General features: G+C 67.7%; 13 protein-coding genes. All 13 read left to right on the top strand.

Annotated elements, in window-relative coordinates; genetic code table 11:
* Positions 1–2: 2 nt before the first annotated feature.
* The 13 genes from ftsW to dnaE all read left to right on the top strand — a co-directional run bounded on the left by ftsW (position 3) and on the right by dnaE (position 15,468).
* Positions 3–1,517, top strand: coding sequence for a putative lipid II flippase FtsW (ftsW, locus tag AC1DGE_RS10740; RefSeq protein ID WP_441418881.1), 1,515 nt, complete (start codon positions 3–5; stop codon positions 1,515–1,517).
* Between the two features lie 6 nt (positions 1,518–1,523).
* Positions 1,524–2,651 carry an undecaprenyldiphospho-muramoylpentapeptide beta-N-acetylglucosaminyltransferase gene (gene murG, locus AC1DGE_RS10735; RefSeq protein ID WP_476917440.1) on the top strand — a complete coding sequence of 376 codons (1,128 nt, stop codon included), beginning with the start codon at positions 1,524–1,526 and terminating at the stop codon, positions 2,649–2,651.
* Between the two features lie 92 nt (positions 2,652–2,743).
* Complete coding sequence (gene murC, locus AC1DGE_RS10730; protein WP_476917439.1) at positions 2,744–4,156, top strand: UDP-N-acetylmuramate--L-alanine ligase; 1,413 nt, start codon at positions 2,744–2,746, stop codon at positions 4,154–4,156.
* On the top strand, positions 4,149–5,051 hold the full coding sequence (locus tag AC1DGE_RS10725) for a cell division protein FtsQ/DivIB (protein WP_476917438.1): 903 nt from the start codon (positions 4,149–4,151) through the stop codon (positions 5,049–5,051). Before murC ends, AC1DGE_RS10725 begins: the two co-directional genes overlap by 8 nt.
* 285 nt (positions 5,052–5,336) lie before the next feature.
* Positions 5,337–6,551 carry a cell division protein FtsZ gene (gene ftsZ / locus AC1DGE_RS10720; protein WP_175321604.1) on the top strand — a complete coding sequence of 405 codons (1,215 nt, stop codon included), beginning with the start codon at positions 5,337–5,339 and terminating at the stop codon, positions 6,549–6,551.
* A 129-nt stretch (positions 6,552–6,680) separates the two neighbouring features.
* On the top strand, positions 6,681–7,439 hold the full coding sequence (locus AC1DGE_RS10715; protein WP_476917437.1) for a purine nucleoside phosphorylase YfiH/LACC1 family protein: 759 nt from the start codon (positions 6,681–6,683) through the stop codon (positions 7,437–7,439).
* The gene (locus AC1DGE_RS10710) at positions 7,436–8,173 is read left to right on the top strand and encodes a YggS family pyridoxal phosphate-dependent enzyme (protein ID WP_476892747.1); all 738 of its coding nucleotides are present in this window, start codon (positions 7,436–7,438) and stop codon (positions 8,171–8,173) included. The genes AC1DGE_RS10715 and AC1DGE_RS10710 overlap by 4 nt, the downstream gene beginning before the upstream one ends.
* 101 nt (positions 8,174–8,274) lie before the next feature.
* Positions 8,275–8,805 carry a cell division protein SepF gene (locus tag AC1DGE_RS10705; RefSeq protein WP_175321607.1) on the top strand — a complete coding sequence of 177 codons (531 nt, stop codon included), beginning with the start codon at positions 8,275–8,277 and terminating at the stop codon, positions 8,803–8,805.
* A 150-nt stretch (positions 8,806–8,955) separates the two neighbouring features.
* On the top strand, positions 8,956–9,264 hold the full coding sequence (locus AC1DGE_RS10700) for a YggT family protein (protein ID WP_441418875.1): 309 nt from the start codon (positions 8,956–8,958) through the stop codon (positions 9,262–9,264).
* Between the two features lie 150 nt (positions 9,265–9,414).
* Positions 9,415–10,098, top strand: a complete 684-nt coding sequence (locus AC1DGE_RS10695) for a DivIVA domain-containing protein (RefSeq protein WP_441418874.1) — start codon at positions 9,415–9,417, stop codon at positions 10,096–10,098.
* A 150-nt stretch (positions 10,099–10,248) separates the two neighbouring features.
* A complete protein-coding gene (gene lspA, locus AC1DGE_RS10690) occupies positions 10,249–10,896 on the top strand; it encodes a signal peptidase II (protein ID WP_476917436.1) in 648 nt (215 codons plus the stop codon).
* On the top strand, positions 10,889–11,845 hold the full coding sequence (locus tag AC1DGE_RS10685) for an RluA family pseudouridine synthase (RefSeq protein WP_476917435.1): 957 nt from the start codon (positions 10,889–10,891) through the stop codon (positions 11,843–11,845). The genes lspA and AC1DGE_RS10685 overlap by 8 nt, the downstream gene beginning before the upstream one ends.
* A gap of 65 nt (positions 11,846–11,910) precedes the next feature.
* The gene (gene dnaE, locus AC1DGE_RS10680; RefSeq protein WP_441418871.1) at positions 11,911–15,468 is read left to right on the top strand and encodes a DNA polymerase III subunit alpha; all 3,558 of its coding nucleotides are present in this window, start codon (positions 11,911–11,913) and stop codon (positions 15,466–15,468) included.
* The last annotated feature ends 67 nt before the right edge of the window (positions 15,469–15,535 follow it).

The following is a 15,535-nucleotide window of genomic DNA, read 5'->3' as shown; positions in this document are numbered from 1 at the left end:
CAATGGTCAGCACGCCCACCCGTCCCGCCGCGGCGCGGACGGCCGCCCCAGGCAGTAAACCAAGCAGCAATACAGCCAGGACACCCGTTCGGACGGCGAGCACAAGAGCCGCGGCCGCCGGACCGGTTCCAACACCCGCAGCCCGGGTCCGGGGCTGGTACCGCGGCTTCTGGTCGGCACTGGAAGGCACCGGCAAGTCCCGGAACGGTTCCACGTACTACCTCATCCTCGGCTCCACCCTCGCGCTGACCGCGATCGGCATCATGATGGTGCTCTCCGCGTCGAGCGTGGAGGCGATCGCGGCAGGGGAGTCGCCCTACTCCGCAGCCCTGAAGCAGGGGCTTTTCGCGGCCATCGGCGTCTTCGTCATGTTCGTCCTGTCCCGTGTGAACGTGGTGTGGCTCAAACGCATCGCCTGGTTCGCCATCCTCGGGGCGCTCGTCCTGCTGGTCCTGGTGCTCCTGGTGGGCCGCAGCGCGCTGGGCAACCAGAACTGGATCGAAGTCGGCGGTATCACCTTCCAGCCTTCCGAGGCGGCCAAACTGGCGCTGGCGCTCTGGATGGCCACGGTGCTGCACGCCAAGGCCAAGCTCCTCCACCAGGCCAAGCACGCCCTGATTCCCGTGGTGCTCCCGGGGGCGGCCGCGGTGATCGGCCTGATCCTGCTGGGCAACGACCTCGGCACGGCCATGATCGTCATGATGATCACGGCCGCCGCCCTGTACTTCGCCGGGGTGCGGCTGTACCTCTTCGGCATCGCCGGTGTGGTCCTGGCCGTGGGCACGGTGGTGCTCGCCATCACCAGCCCCAACCGGGTTTGCCGCATCCTGTCCTGGACAGGACAGACCTGCGCGGACGGCTCGGACGTAAACTACCAGTCCACCAACGGCCTCTACGCCCTGGCCTCCGGCGGCTGGTTCGGCGTCGGACTGGGCCAGAGCCGGCAGAAGTACAGCTGGATCCCGGAGGCCCACAACGACTTCATTTTCGCCATCATCGGCGAAGAGCTTGGCCTGATCGGCACCGTCGTGGTCCTGGTCCTGTTCGCGGTCCTGGGCACGGCCATCTACCGCGTCGTGGTGGCCCAGCAGGATTTGTTCCACCGCGTCCTCGCCGGCGCGATTATGGTGTGGCTGCTGGGCCAGGCCACCGTCAACATGGCAGTGGTCACCGGCTTGCTCCCCGTTATTGGCGTACCGCTGCCGTTTATCTCCTACGGCGGCTCGGCCCTGCTGATGTCGCTATGTGCCATCGGCGTAGTGTTGTCGTTGGCCCGGGCCCAGATGGAGCCGAACATGCAGCCGAAGGGGATGCTCAAGTTCGGGCCTGCGGGCTTCGCCAAAGTACTCCGCAAGCGGGCGGGGGCCAGGAGCGCTGCCAGGCGTCCGGCCGCGGCGGCGTCTGCCAAGGCCCCGGCTGCCAGGCCGGCCGCCGGACCGATTACAGCCAGCTCGCCCGGCCGGAAGCCCGGCACCAGGACCCCCGCCCCCAAGAATCCCGCACGGAAGCGTACCTAGCCCACCATGAACACCAAGTCGTCCCTGTCCGTCGTCCTCGCCGGCGGCGGCACTGCCGGGCATATCAGCCCGCTGCTGGCCATCGCCAACGCCATCCTAGAGGTCCGGCCCGAGGCGCAACTCCTCGCCGTCGGCACCCCCGGCGGCATGGAAGCCCGCCTGGTCCCGGCCGCGGGGCTGGAGCTCGCCACGGTGAGCCGGGTTCCGTTTCCACGCAAACCTTCGATCGAACTGCTGCGGCTCCCCGGCAAGCTCGCCGGCGCCGTGCGGCAGGCCGGCGCCATCCTCGACGAAGCCAGGGCAGACGTCCTCGTTGGCGTCGGCGGCTACGTCTGCACGCCGCTGTACCTTGCCGCGTGGCGCCGCAAGATTCCGATTGTGGTGCACGAGGCCAACACCCGGCCCGGGCTCGCCAACCGCGTCGGTGCCCGGCTCAGCCGGCATGTGGCCGTAGCTTTCGCCGCGACCCGGCTGCGCGGGGCGCGGCACGTCGGCATGCCGATGCGGCGCGAAATCTCGGGCCTGGACCGGACGGCGGCCCGCGAGGCCGCACGCACGGCCCTCGGCCTGGAACAGGACAAGCCCACCCTGATCGTCACCGGCGGCTCCTCCGGCGCGCAGAGCATCAACCGCGCCGTCGCCGCCTCTGTCACGGCCCTGGCCGAGGCCGGCATCCAGACCCTGCACATCACCGGGCGGGGCAAGACCGTCCATGATGCCCAGGGCAAGCTGCTGGCCGCGCCCGGCTACCGCCAGGTGGAGTACGTCGACGGCATGGAACTGGCCTACGCCGCCGCCGACTTGCTGCTGGCGCGCTCCGGCGCCGCAACCGTCTGCGAGGTCGCCGCCGTCGGCGTCCCGGCCGTTTTCGTCCCGCTTCCGATCGGGAACGGCGAGCAGGCCCTGAACGCCGCCGGCCTGGTCGACGCGGACGCCGCGCTCCTGGTCGAAGACAGCGCCTTCGACGCCGACTGGGTCGCCGGCCACATCATCCCGCTGCTGCGTGAGCCCGCCCGGCTGGACCGGATGGCCGCCGCCGCGGAACAGCTCGGCATCCGGGACGCAGACCGGCGGATGGCCGCCCTGGTCCTCGAAGCCGCGCAGTCCCCGGCCAGCACCGCCGCAACTCCGTGACCAGGACAGAACCGACCGGAACAGCAGCTTTGAACGACCGAGCACTTTGAACGACCGAGCACTTTGAACAGCAGGCAGGAAGCGGTAAAGCAATGACCCAGGCCCAGAACGGCACCCCGCCGGCGGTCCGCACCCAGGACTCCCTGGGTCGCGTGCACTTCATCGGCATCGGCGGCGTGGGGATGTCCGCCGTCGCGCGCATCATGGTGGCCCGCGGCGTGCCGGTGAGCGGCTCCGACGCCAAAGACCTGCCGGTGATGGCCGAACTCGCCGCGGCCGGCGCGCGGATCGCCGTCGGCTATGACCCGGCAAACCTGGGCGACGCGCAGACCGTCGTCGCCGGTTCGGCCATCCGCCCGGACAACCCCGAGCTGGCCGCCGCCCGCGCCGCCGGGCTACCGGTGCTGCACCGCTCCGAGGCCCTGGCCGCGACGATGGCGCAGGACACGGCCGTCACGGTCGCCGGCACGCACGGCAAGTCCACCACGACGTCGATGATCACGGTGCTCCTGCAGGGCGCCGGGCTGGACCCGTCCTTCGCCATCGGCGCCAACGTCCCCGCCCTGGGGGTCAACGCGGCCACCGGAACCTCCCCGGTCTTCGTCGCGGAAGCAGATGAATCGGACGGTTCGTTCCTGAACTACCGCCCGCAGATCGCGGTCGTGACCAACGTCGAGCCGGACCACCTGGATTACTACGGCACGGCGGAGGCCGTCTATGCCTCCTTCGACCGCTTCACCGAGCTGCTGCCCGCTGACGGCCTGCTGGTGGCCTGTGCCGACGACGACGGCGCCCGCGCCCTCGCGCTGCGCACCCGGGACCGGGGCAACACCCGCGTGCTCCTCTACGGCACCGCGGCGGACGCCGACGTGAGGCTGCACGACGGCGGACCGGGCGACGTCTGGATCTCGACGCCCGCAGGCCGCTTTGCCGTCGAACTCCAAGTGCCCGGCCGGCACAACGCGCTCAACGCCGCCGCGGCCTTCGCGGTGGCGCTCGAACTCGGTATCGCCCCGGAAACCGCCGCCGGCGCGCTGGCCAACTTCTCCGGCGCCTCACGCCGCTTCGAATTCAAGGGCGCGGGCCGCGGCGTGCGCGTCTACGACGACTACGCCCACCATCCCACCGAGGTCCGGGCGGCCCTCGCCGCGGCTCGCTCGGTGGCCGGCGAACACCGGGTCCACGTCCTCTTCCAGCCCCACCTGTTCTCCCGGACCCGGGAGTTCGCGCACGAGTTCGCGGAGGCCCTCAACGCCGCTGACACCGCGCTGGTGCTGGAGATCTACCCGGCCCGGGAAGATCCCATTCCCGGCGTTACCAGCCAGCTGATCGCGGACCACCTCGGCCGGGGCGGACGGCTGGTGGGCCCCGGCGACGAGGCTGTCAAGGCTGTGCTCGAGGCCGCGGCTCCGGGGGACATCGTCCTCACGGCCGGCGCGGGCGACGTCACTGCCTACGGCCCGCTCATCGTCGAGGCGCTGACGGTCGAGGCGCCCGGTGGCTAGCACGCGCCGGCCCCCGTACCCCACCGGCCCGCGCGGGTCTGCCTCCGACCGGCCGGCGGCAGGGCAGGAGGACGTCATTTCGGCGTCCAAGGCGGACCACGCAGGCACCTCTTCCGCCGGCACGACCCCAGCCGGAGACCCGGCCGGGGCCGGCACGCCGGAGCCTCAGCGCGGCAATGTGCTCGCCTTCCCCGAACCGAAGGCCAAACGGCGGCGCCGGATCATCCTCACGACGGTGGCCGCAATTGCGGTGCTCATCGCAGGGATCGTGGCAGCGGCCGTGTACTCGCCGTGGCTTGCCGTTCACACCGTCACCGTGGAGGGCAACCGGATCCTCAGCACTCAACAGGTCAAGGCCGCCCTGGCGCCGCTTCAGGGCAAGCCCCTGACACAGATCAGCGATGAGGAAGTGAGCGGGCTGTTGCAGCCGCTGGTCCAGGTCAAAGCCGTCACCACCCAGGCCCGGCCGCCGTCCACGCTTCAGGTCCGAATCACCGAGCGCGTCCCGGTGGCTCTGGTCAAGCAGGCCGAGGTGTACCAGCTGGTCGACGTCGACGGCGTGCAGCTCGGAAAGGCCAAGGACCCGGCTTCGATAAAGCTTCCGGTCATCGAAGGCGGCCGAGGCGCGCTGCCCAAGGACCTGTTCCACGCCATCACCGGGGTTCTCGGGGCGCTCCCGCCGGACGTCCTGGCCCGGCTCTCCGATGCCTCGGCCAAGTCGGTGGACGCCGTGGAACTCAAACTCGTGGACGGCCAGACGATCGTCTGGGGCAACGCGGGGGAGAAGGAGCTGAAAGCCAGGGTGCTCACGGCCCTACTGAAGGCGCCCGCGGATCCCAAAAACCCAGTGGCAATCTACGACGTCAGCGTGCCCCGGCACCCGGTCACCCGATAGCTCTCCATCACTTATATCGCGCCGTGCGCGGGCGATAGTGGAAATGGTGCATCCGCCGGGACCCGGCGCAGCCACCAGGCAGCAAAAAAGCAGAAACGGACGGCATTTCACCGGTATTACCGCGACACGCGGAGCCGGTTATTGAATGTCCTCTGGATAGGAAATAGCGTCACAGACATGAGTTACTTGACATAACTATAACCTTCAACTGGAAGGTTAAGGTTCAAAGCCTCAAGCTCGACTCCATCAGTTTTCGCAATAGAACACGAACAAGGGACACGTAACGTGGCAGCTCCGCAGAATTACTTGGCCGTCATCAAGGTCGTCGGCATCGGCGGCGGTGGCGTGAACGCAGTCAACCGCATGATCGAGGTCGGTCTTCGCGGCGTCGAATTCATCGCCATCAACACGGACGCGCAGGCGCTGTTGATGTCCGATGCAGACGTCAAGCTCGACGTCGGACGCGAACTGACCCGCGGCCTGGGAGCCGGTGCGAATCCTGAGGTCGGCAGGCAGGCAGCAGAGGACCATGCCGACGAGATCGAAGAGGTCATCCGTGGCGCCGACATGGTCTTCGTGACCGCCGGCGAAGGCGGCGGCACCGGCACCGGCGGCGCACCCGTCGTGGCCCGCATCGCACGCTCCCTCGGCGCGCTGACCATCGGCGTCGTCACCCGCCCGTTCACCTTCGAGGGCCGACGCCGCGCCGGCTCGGCCGAAGCCGGCATCGACGCCCTGCGCGACGAGGTCGACACCCTGATCGTCATTCCGAACGACCGGCTGCTCTCCATCAGCGACCGCAACGTCTCTGTGCTGGACGCTTTCCGCTCCGCCGACCAGGTCCTGCTCTCCGGTGTCCAGGGCATCACCGACCTGATCACCACCCCGGGCCTGATCAACCTTGACTTCGCGGACGTCAAGTCCGTGATGCAGGGTGCCGGTTCCGCGCTCATGGGCATCGGTTCGGCCCGCGGCGAAGACCGCGCCGTCAAGGCTGCCGAGCTGGCCATCGCCTCGCCGCTGCTGGAGGCCTCCATCGACGGCGCCCACGGCGTCCTGCTCTCCATCCAGGGCGGATCGGACCTGGGCCTGTTCGAAATCAACGAGGCAGCCCGCCTGGTGCAGGAAGTGGCCCACCCGGAGGCCAACATCATCTTCGGCGCCGTGATCGACGACGCCCTCGGCGACGAAGCCCGCGTGACCGTCATCGCGGCCGGGTTCGACGACGTCAAGGCCACCTCGCCGTCGATGGACCAGTCCCAGCCCGCTCCGGCCCGCCCTGCCGCTCCCGCCCCGGCTCCGGCCCAGGCGCCCGCTTCCGCGCCGGTCCAGCCGCTGCACGCCGGCGTCGGTGCGTCCGGGCTCAGCAACTGGGGCCAGCAGCGCCCCTCGGCCGTGCCGGCCGACTCGGGCTTTGATGTGGACCTGCCCTCCGTCGTCGAACCGGATCTCTCCGGCCGCCACTCGGACGACCTGGATGTGCCTGACTTCCTGAAGTAGGCATCGGTCCAAGAAGCAGCAATCAGCACCATGGCACTGCCTCCGGCGGTGCCATGGTGCTTTGGCGGGGTTACGGTGTTTGGTATGGGTTTTTCAATGTTTCCGGTTCCTGAAGTGGCGGTGTGCTGAGTGTTCTCCTGGCGAGCTGAGGTGCGGCCCGGTGTCTGGGCGGCCTTCACCAACGTTGCGGCGGGCAACCTGGCGCTCCATGTCGGGGACAACCCGGCCGCGGTGCGCCGGCGCCGGGAAATGCTCGAGCAGGCCGCCGGGCTCGGCTCACGCCGCTTCCGGTTCATGAACCAGGTCCACGGCAGCGAGGTGGCCCTCATCTCCAGCGCCGGCACTGCCCTGGCCTCCGGCCCAGCGCACGCCGATGCGGCCACCGCCGATGCGCCAACCGCCGACGCCATGGTCTCCACCGGGGAGCCGCTGGCGGTCATGGTGGCCGACTGCGTGCCGATCGTGCTGGTGGGAGAGGGCGGCCCCGCGGAGCCGGTGCTCGGCGTCGTACATGCCGGAAGGCCGGGCCTGGCCGCCGGTGTGGTGCCGGCCGCGGTGGCGCGGATGCGTGCTCTGGGAGCCGCGGACATCGGTGCCTGGATCGGCCCTTCCATCTGCGGGAACTGCTATGAGGTTCCGGAAGCCATGCGCGCGGACGTCGCGGCAGTCGTCCCGGCGGCCTGGTGCACGACCGCCCAGGGCACCCCGGGGCTGGACCTGCCGGCCGGGGTCCGCAGCCAGCTCGAAGCCGAGGGGGTCGCCGTCGAATACTCAGGTGGCTGCACCCGCGAGGACGAGGGCCTGTACTCCTACCGGCGCAACAGCCGCACGGGCCGGTTTGCGGGCCTGGTCTGGACCGGCGACGAAGCTGCCGGAGTAGCCAAATGACCGTGCCGGCGGCAGCGGCAGGAGATCCGCGCCTCGATCAGCTCCGCGAACGGCTCGACGCCGTGCGGCAACGGATCAACGCCGCGGCGGCCGACGCCGGACGGGACGCCGCGCCGCAGCTGATCGTGGTGACCAAATTCCACCCGGCCGAGGATGTCGCGCGGCTCGCCGCCCTCGGCGTCACCGACGTCGGCGAAAACCGCGACCAGGAAGCAGCGGACAAGGCGGCCCGGCTGCAGGAACTGCAACTGCGCTGGCACTTCATCGGCCAGCTGCAAAGCAACAAAGCCAAATCCGTCGTGAAGTACGCCCACGCCGTGCATTCCGTGGACCGGCCGCAACTCGTCGACGCCCTGGCCAAGGCGGTACGCGCGGAGCAGGATCGAACCGGCCGCGGGGACCTCGAGTGCTTCATCCAGGTCAGCCTGGACGAGGACGCCGACGGCCACCGCGGCGGCGCATTGCCCTCGGACGTCCCGGCCCTGGGCGAACAGCTCTCCGCGGCGGCCGGACTCCGGCTGGCCGGCGTGATGGCCGTGGCGCCGCTGGGTGCGGCGCCCGAGGGGGCGTTCGAAAAGCTGGCGGAAATCTCCGCTCGGCTGCGCTCTGACCATCCGCAGGCCACGGCCATCTCCGCCGGAATGAGCCAGGACCTCGAAGCGGCCATCCGGTTCGGGGCGACACACCTTCGAATAGGCTCCGATATTCTCGGTCCGCGCCCGGCCTTGCGGTAGGTTCAACGTATTGGAAGGTAATGGCGGGGATTCCAATGAAGTGACTCCAGAACTGTCGAGTCACTAAGCGGCCCCCATACGGACACGATTAGGAGTCGACCATGGCTGGCGGTCTGCGCAAGACAATGATCTATCTTGGGCTCGCTGATGGCGACGAACACTACGAGTCCGAGCATCACACACCGCACAAGGATGAGGACGATTCCATGGAGCACGACCGCGAAGAGCGCCGCGCGCCGGCACCCGTCCGCGAAGCCCCCAGGGAAGAGCCCTACGCCGCTGAAGAGGAATACCGCGCACCCGTGACACCCATCAAGCGAGCGGCCGCCAGCCGCGAAGAGACCACCGGCCTCCGGCAGATCACCACGATCCACCCGCGGTCCTACAACGACGCCAAGCTCATCGGTGAAAGCTTCCGTGACGGCATCCCCGTCATCATGAACGTCACCGACATGGGGGAGGCGGACGCGAAGCGCCTCGTCGATTTCTCCGCAGGTCTGGTGTTCGGCCTGCGCGGCAGCATCGAGCGGGTGACCAACAAGGTGTTCCTGCTCTCGCCGTCGTACGTCGAAGTGATCGGTGACGACAAGAAGGTCAGCGAGACGCAGGCCGCCTTCTTCAACCAGAGCTAGCCCAGGATTCCCGTTCGGATGCCAGGCAGGGGTACCTGCCTGGCATCCGTGCTGAGGTTTCCGTGTTGGAATAGACGTGTTGGAATGGATGCGCAACCACTGTCAGGACACTGCGGTATCCGGAATGATCATGGAGATATGAGTTAACTCATGGGAATTGTTTTCGGACTTGTCTATATCGCACTGCTGCTCTTTTTTGTCGCCCTGATCATCCGCCTGATCTTCGACTGGGTGCAGATGTTCGCCCGCAGTTGGCGTCCGCGCGGCGTGGCGCTCGTCACCGCCCACACTGTGTACTCAATCACAGACAAGCCCCTCAAACTGCTTGGCCGGATCCTCCCGCCGCTGCGGCTCGGCGGAATCTCGCTGGACCTGGCGTTCCTGGTGCTCTTCCTGGCCGTCTCCGTGGCCATGGGCTTCGCCAGGTACTTCACCTACGCGCAGCCGATCGCCACGTAATCCGGCAACGGACCCGGTCCGCTTGCCACAAAAGATAAAAACTCCGGTTTGACACTGCGGTGTTGAATTAGAGGAACCAGACCATATTTAGGTACCGTAGTTTTGACGGCCGGAAGGCCTACTGACTAACTAGACCAACGAGGTGACCAGATGGCTTTGACGCCAGAAGACGTTGTCAACAAGCGCTTTCAGCCGACCAAGTTCCGCGAAGGCTACGACCAGGACGAAGTTGATGACTTCCTGGACGAGATCGTCGTTGAACTGCGACGCCTGAACCAGGAGAACGACGAGCTGCGCAAGAAGCTCGCCGAAGCCGGTTCCGGCACGGCCGCCAGCTCCGCTGCTGGCGCTCCCGTCGTGGAGAAGGTGCCGGCAGCCGTCAAGGCCGAGAAGGAAGACCGCGCCAAGGCAGAAGCCGAGGCAAAGGCCGCCGAAGCCGCCGCCGCCAAGAAGAAGGAAGCCGAGAAGGCTCCCGCTCCGGCAGCAGCCCCGGCCCCCGTCGCCGCCACCGCGTCCGCCGAGTCCGCTGCCGGCCTGCTGGCCATGGCGCAGCAGATGCACGACAAGCACGTCGCCGACGGCGAACAGCAGCGTGACAAGATCATCGCCGAAGCGCAGATCGAAGCCAGCAGCCTCGTCAACGACGCGCAGGAAAAGTCCCGCAAGATCCTGGGTGCCCTCGAGCAGCAGCGCTCCGTGCTGGAGCGCAAGGTCGAGCAGCTCCGCGGCTTCGAGCGCGACTACCGGTCCCGTCTGAAGGCCTACATCGAAGGCCAGCTGCGTGATCTGGACGCCCGTGGTTCGGTTGCGGCCCCCGAGGTCGAAGCCAACTAGGACGTTTTACAAGTATTCTGAAAGCCGGTGGCTGAGGACTCCTCGGCCACCGGCTTTTGGCATTAACCGCCGCCTTCGCGGCCTCCTTCGGGTGCCTGCACGCGCAAGCAGCAAGCCCCCAGCCACCCCCGGCACCGGAACGAAAGCACTATGACTGAAGCACCAACCCCAGACGCCGCCCAGCCCGCGGACGCCGTCCAGCCCTCGCCGTCCGCGGACGCCGCAGCGGCGCCGGCGCGCAAACCGCGGCGCGCCCTGCTGCTCACCCTTTTCGCCGGATTCGCGGTATTCGCCTACGTGTTCGACCAGCTGACCAAACTCTGGGTCACGTCGACCATGACCGAGGGGGAACGGATCCCGGTGCTGCCGCCTCTGCTGCATTGGTACTACATCCGCAACTCCGGTGCCGCGTTCTCGATCGGTGAGAACGTCACGTGGGTCTTCACGATCATCATGGCGGCGGTGTCCATCGCGATCCTGCTGCAGCTGCGCAAGCTCGGCTCCGCCTGGTGGGCGCTGGCGCTGGGGCTGCTGCTGGGCGGCGCGCTGGGCAACCTCACCGACCGGCTGTTCCGCGAACCTTCGTTCGCGATGGGCCATGTGGTGGACTTCATCCAGCTGCCCAACTTCGCGATCTTCAACATCGCCGATTCCGCCGTGGTGTCCTCGGTCGTCATCATCTGCCTGCTGACGCTGCGCGGCGTGGCGCTTGACGGCTCACGGCTGAACCCGCGCCGGGACAGCAGCGCCGGCCGGCCGGCTGTGCTGGAAGAAAACGGACGGGAACACAATGTCTGAGCCCGGCCCGGCCAATGCGCCGGAACGCCGGCACTTCACCGTCCCGGCGGAGCTGGCCGGCGTCCGGGTGGACGCCGGGCTGGCGAAGCTGATGGAGATCTCCCGGTCGCAGGCGGCCACGCTGATCGCGGAGGGCAACGTCAGCAGCCATGGCAAAGCCGTGGGGAAGTCCCTCAAGCTCAGCGCCGGCGGCGAGCTCGACGTCGTCGTGCCGGAGCGCCGGGACCCGCTGGAAGTTGTGGAGGAAGTTGTGGAAGGCCTAAAAATCCTGCTGGACGACGACGAGTTCGTCGTCGTCGATAAACCCGTTGGTGTGGCAGCGCACCCGTCGCCCGGCTGGGTCGGGCCGACGGTCGTCGGCGGCCTTGCCGGCGCCGGTTATCGGATCTCCACCTCCGGCTCGCCGGAACGCGCCGGGATCGTGCACCGGCTCGACGTCGGCACCTCCGGGGTCATGGTGGTCGCCAAGACCGAGAACGCCTATACGGTGCTCAAGCGGGCCTTCAAGGAGCGCACCGTGGACAAGGTCTACCACGCCGTCGTCCAGGGCCTGCCGGACCCGCTGGCCGGCACCATCGACGCGCCCATCGGCCGCCACCCCGGCCACGACTGGCGCTTCGCCGTGATCGAGGACGGGCGCGACTCGATCACCCACTACGAGGTGCTGGAAGCCTTCGGCAAGGCCTCGCTCGTGGAGGTGCACCTGGAAACCGGCCGCACGCACCAGATCCGGGTGCACTTCGCGGCGCTGCGCCACCCCTGCGCCGGGGACCTGACTTATGGGGCTGACCCCCGGCTCGCGGCCACCCTGGGCCTGACCCGGCAGTGGCTGCATGCCCGGCAGCTGTCCTTCGACCACCCCCGGACCGGGGAGCGGGTCACCGTGACCAGCGAGTACCCGCAGGACCTGAAGTATGCCCTCGAGGTACTGGAGTCCGGCAACGCCTAGCGGAGGTCCGCACCTACCGCCGCGCCGGGCACGTGGGTGTCGCTGCCCGGCACTAGAATGATTCGGTGACTTCCAGCAACAACTCGTTCGTCCACCTCCACAACCACACCGAGTACTCCATGTTGGACGGCGCGGCGCGCCTCGGGGAACTCTTTGATGAGACCGAGCGGTTGGGCATGCCCGCCCTGGCCACCACCGACCATGGCTACCTCTTCGGGGCGTTCGACTTCTGGAAGCGGGCCACCGACAAGGGCATCAAGCCGATCATCGGTGTCGAGGCCTATGTCACGCCGGGGACCGCGCGCACGGACAAGACCCGCGTGCGCTGGGGCGAAGAGAACCAGCGCAAGGACGACATCTCCGGCGGTGGCGCCTACACGCACATGACGCTGCTGAGCTACAACAACGTCGGCATGCGGAACCTGTTCCGTGCCTCCTCGATCGCCTCCCTGGACTCCGTCTTCGGCAAGTGGCCGCGGCTGGACCGCGAGCTGCTGAATACCTATTCCGAGGGCCTGATCGCGACCACCGGCTGCCCGTCCGGCGAAGTCCAAACGCGGCTCCGGCTCGGGCAGTACCGGGAAGCCCTCGAGGCCGCGGCCGAGTTCCGCGACATCTTCGGCGCCGAGAACTACTTCTGCGAACTCATGGACCACGGCCTGGACATCGAGCGGCGCGTCACCGGGGACCTGCTGCGGCTGGCCAAGGAACTGAACCTCCCGCTGGTGGCCACGAACGACCTGCACTACACGCACGAGCACGACGCCAAGGCGCACGAAGCCCTGCTGGCCATCCAGTCCGGCTCCACCCTGCTGGAGCCCACGTATGACAACGGCGGTTCACGCTTCGCCTTCTCCGGCAGCGGCTACTACCTGAAGTCGCCGCAGGAAATGCGGGAACTGTTCCGCGACCACCCCGACGCCTGCGACAACACGCTGCTGATCGCCGAACGCTGCGAAGTGTCGTTCAATACCGGCGCCAACTACATGCCCCGCTTCCCCTGCCCGGAAGGGGAGGACGAGACGTCCTGGCTGGTCAAGGAAGTGGACAAGGGCCTCCACTACCGCTACCCCCAGGGCATCCCGGACAAGGTCCGCCAGCAGGCCGACTACGAGCTCGAAGTCATCACCTCGATGGGTTTCCCGGGCTACTTCCTGGTGGTGGCCGACTTCATCAACTGGGCCAAGAACAACGGCATCCGGGTGGGCCCCGGCCGTGGCTCCGGTGCCGGCTCCATGGTGGCCTACGCCATGCGCATCACCGACCTGGACCCGCTGCACCACGGCCTGATCTTCGAGCGCTTCCTGAACCCGGACCGCGTCTCCATGCCCGACTTCGACGTCGACTTCGATGACCGGCGCCGCTCCGAAGTGATCGACTATGTAACACGCAAGTACGGCGACGAACGCGTCGCCATGATCGTCACCTACGGCACGATCAAGACCAAACAGGCCCTCAAGGATTCCTCCCGCGTGCTGGGCTACCCGTTCAGCATGGGCGAGCAGCTCACGAAGGCGCTGCCGCCCGCCGTGATGGCCAAGGACATTCCGCTGGCCGACATCCAGAACCCCGAGGCCAAGCGCTACGGTGAGGCCGGGGACTTCCGGCAGCTGATCAGCACGGACCCGGAAGCCGCGAAGGTCTTCGAGACCGCGCTCGGCATCGAGGGCCTGAAGCGGCAGTGGGGTGTCCACGCCGCCGGCGTCATCATGTCCTCGGACCCCATCATCGACGTCATCCCGATCATGCGCCGCTTCCAGGACGGCCAGGTCATCACGCAGTTCGACTACCCGACCTCCGAGGGCCTCGGCCTGATCAAGATGGACTTCCTCGGGCTGCGGAACCTGACGATCATTTCCGACGCACTGGAAAACATTAAGATGAACCGCGGCGTGGACCTGGACCTCGAATCCCTCGCCCTGGACGACGCCGCCTCCTACGAGCTGCTGGCCCGCGGCGACACCCTGGGCGTCTTCCAGCTCGACGGCGGGCCCATGCGCTCCCTGCTCAAGCTGATGAAGCCTGACAACTTCGAAGACATCTCCGCCGTGCTGGCGCTGTACCGCCCGGGACCGATGGGCGCCAACGCGCACACCGACTACGCGCTGCGCAAGAACAAGATCCAGGACGTCATCCCGATCCACCCCGAGCTCGAGGAGCCGCTCGCCGAGATCCTCGGTGGCACCTACGGCCTGATCGTGTACCAGGAGCAGGTCATGGCGGTGGCGCAGAAGCTCGCCGGCTACACCCTGGGCCAGGCCGATATCCTCCGCCGCGCCATGGGCAAGAAGAAGAAATCCGAGCTGGACAAGCAGTTCGCCGGCTTCTCCCAGGGCATGCAGGACAACGGCTACTCGATGGCCGCGGTCAAGACCCTTTGGGACATCCTGCTGCCCTTCTCCGACTACGCCTTCAACAAGGCGCACTCCGCCGCGTACGGCGTGATCTCCTACTGGACCGCGTACCTGAAGGCTCACTACGCGCCGGAATACATGGCGGCCCTGCTCACCTCCGTCGGCGACGACAAGGACAAATCGGCGATCTACCTCAACGAATGCCGCCGCATGGGCATCACCGTGCTGCCGCCGGACGTCAACGAGTCAGCGCTCAACTTCACCCCGGTCGGCAACGACATCCGCTTCGGCATGGGAGCCATCCGCAACGTCGGCGCCAACGCCGTCGACGCGATGGTGGCCGCCCGCGAACGCGAAGGCGCCTACACCTCCTTCAAGGACTACCTGATGAAGGTCCCGGCGGTGGTCTGCAACAAGCGCACCATCGAATCCCTGATCAAGGCCGGCGCCTTCGACTCGCTCGGCCACCACCGCCGTGCCCTGGCCATGATCCACGAAGAAGCCATCGACTCGGTCATCACGCTCAAGCGCAACGAGGCGATCGGACAGTTCGACCTGTTCGCCGGCATCGATGACACCGAGTCGGAGTCCTCGCTGAGCATCGAGATCCCCGAACTGCCCGAGTGGGAGAAGAAGGACAAGCTCTCCTTCGAACGCGACATGCTCGGACTCTACGTCTCGGACCACCCGCTGCAGGGCCTCGAGGGGCTGCTCAGCCAGCACGCGGACCAGTCGATCACCTCGATCATCGCCGAGGACGGACCGCACGACGGCGCGATCATCACCATCGCGGGCATGATCACCTCGCTCAGCCGCCGGATCGCCAAGGCCAGCGGCAACGCCTACGCGCGCGCCGAGATCGAGGACCTCGGCGGCTCTGTGGAAGTGATGTTCTTCGGCCAGGTCTACGGACCGATCGCCTCGGTTTTGGCCGAGGACCTGATCGTCGTCGTCAAGGGCCGGCTGCAGCGCCGCGACGACGGCGCGGTGGCCCTGAACTGCATGGAACTCTCGGTGCCGGACCTCAGCGAAGGCCTGGACGGGCCGCTGGTGATCACCATGCCGACGCACAAGGCCACCGAGGCCGTGGTGAACGAACTCGGTGAAGTCCTCAGGACCCACCGGGGCAAATCGGAGGTGCGCCTGCACCTGCACGGCGATTCCCGGGTGGAGGTCATGGGCCTGCCCGTGCATCTGCGCGTCAACCCCAGCCCGTCCCTGTTCGGCGACCTGAAGGTGCTGCTCGGCCCGACCTGCCTGGACAGCTGACCCGCGTTTCGACGGTTCCCTGCTGGCTCGACGCCGCTGAGCGTCCTGGCGGCAGGGAACCGTCGAA

It is taken from the genome of Arthrobacter sp. 05N425 (genome assembly GCF_056397125.1).
This window is presented reverse-complemented; position numbering and strand designations above follow the sequence as displayed.

Bases quoted from the DNA above. Each gene is read 5' to 3' on its own strand.
- lspA (WP_476917436.1), top strand. From the start codon at position 10,249: ATGACTGAAGCACCAACCCCAGACGCCGCCCAGCCCGCGGACGCCGTC.
- ftsW (WP_441418881.1), top strand. From the start codon at position 3: ATGGTCAGCACGCCCACCCGTCCCGCCGCGGCGCGGACGGCCGCCCCA.
- AC1DGE_RS10700 (WP_441418875.1), top strand. From the start codon at position 8,956: ATGGGAATTGTTTTCGGACTTGTCTATATCGCACTGCTGCTCTTTTTT.
- AC1DGE_RS10705 (WP_175321607.1), top strand. From the start codon at position 8,275: ATGGCTGGCGGTCTGCGCAAGACAATGATCTATCTTGGGCTCGCTGAT.
- AC1DGE_RS10695 (WP_441418874.1), top strand. From the start codon at position 9,415: ATGGCTTTGACGCCAGAAGACGTTGTCAACAAGCGCTTTCAGCCGACC.
- AC1DGE_RS10710 (WP_476892747.1), top strand. From the start codon at position 7,436: ATGACCGTGCCGGCGGCAGCGGCAGGAGATCCGCGCCTCGATCAGCTC.
- murG (WP_476917440.1), top strand. From the start codon at position 1,524: ATGAACACCAAGTCGTCCCTGTCCGTCGTCCTCGCCGGCGGCGGCACT.
- AC1DGE_RS10685 (WP_476917435.1), top strand. From the start codon at position 10,889: ATGTCTGAGCCCGGCCCGGCCAATGCGCCGGAACGCCGGCACTTCACC.
- murC (WP_476917439.1), top strand. From the start codon at position 2,744: ATGACCCAGGCCCAGAACGGCACCCCGCCGGCGGTCCGCACCCAGGAC.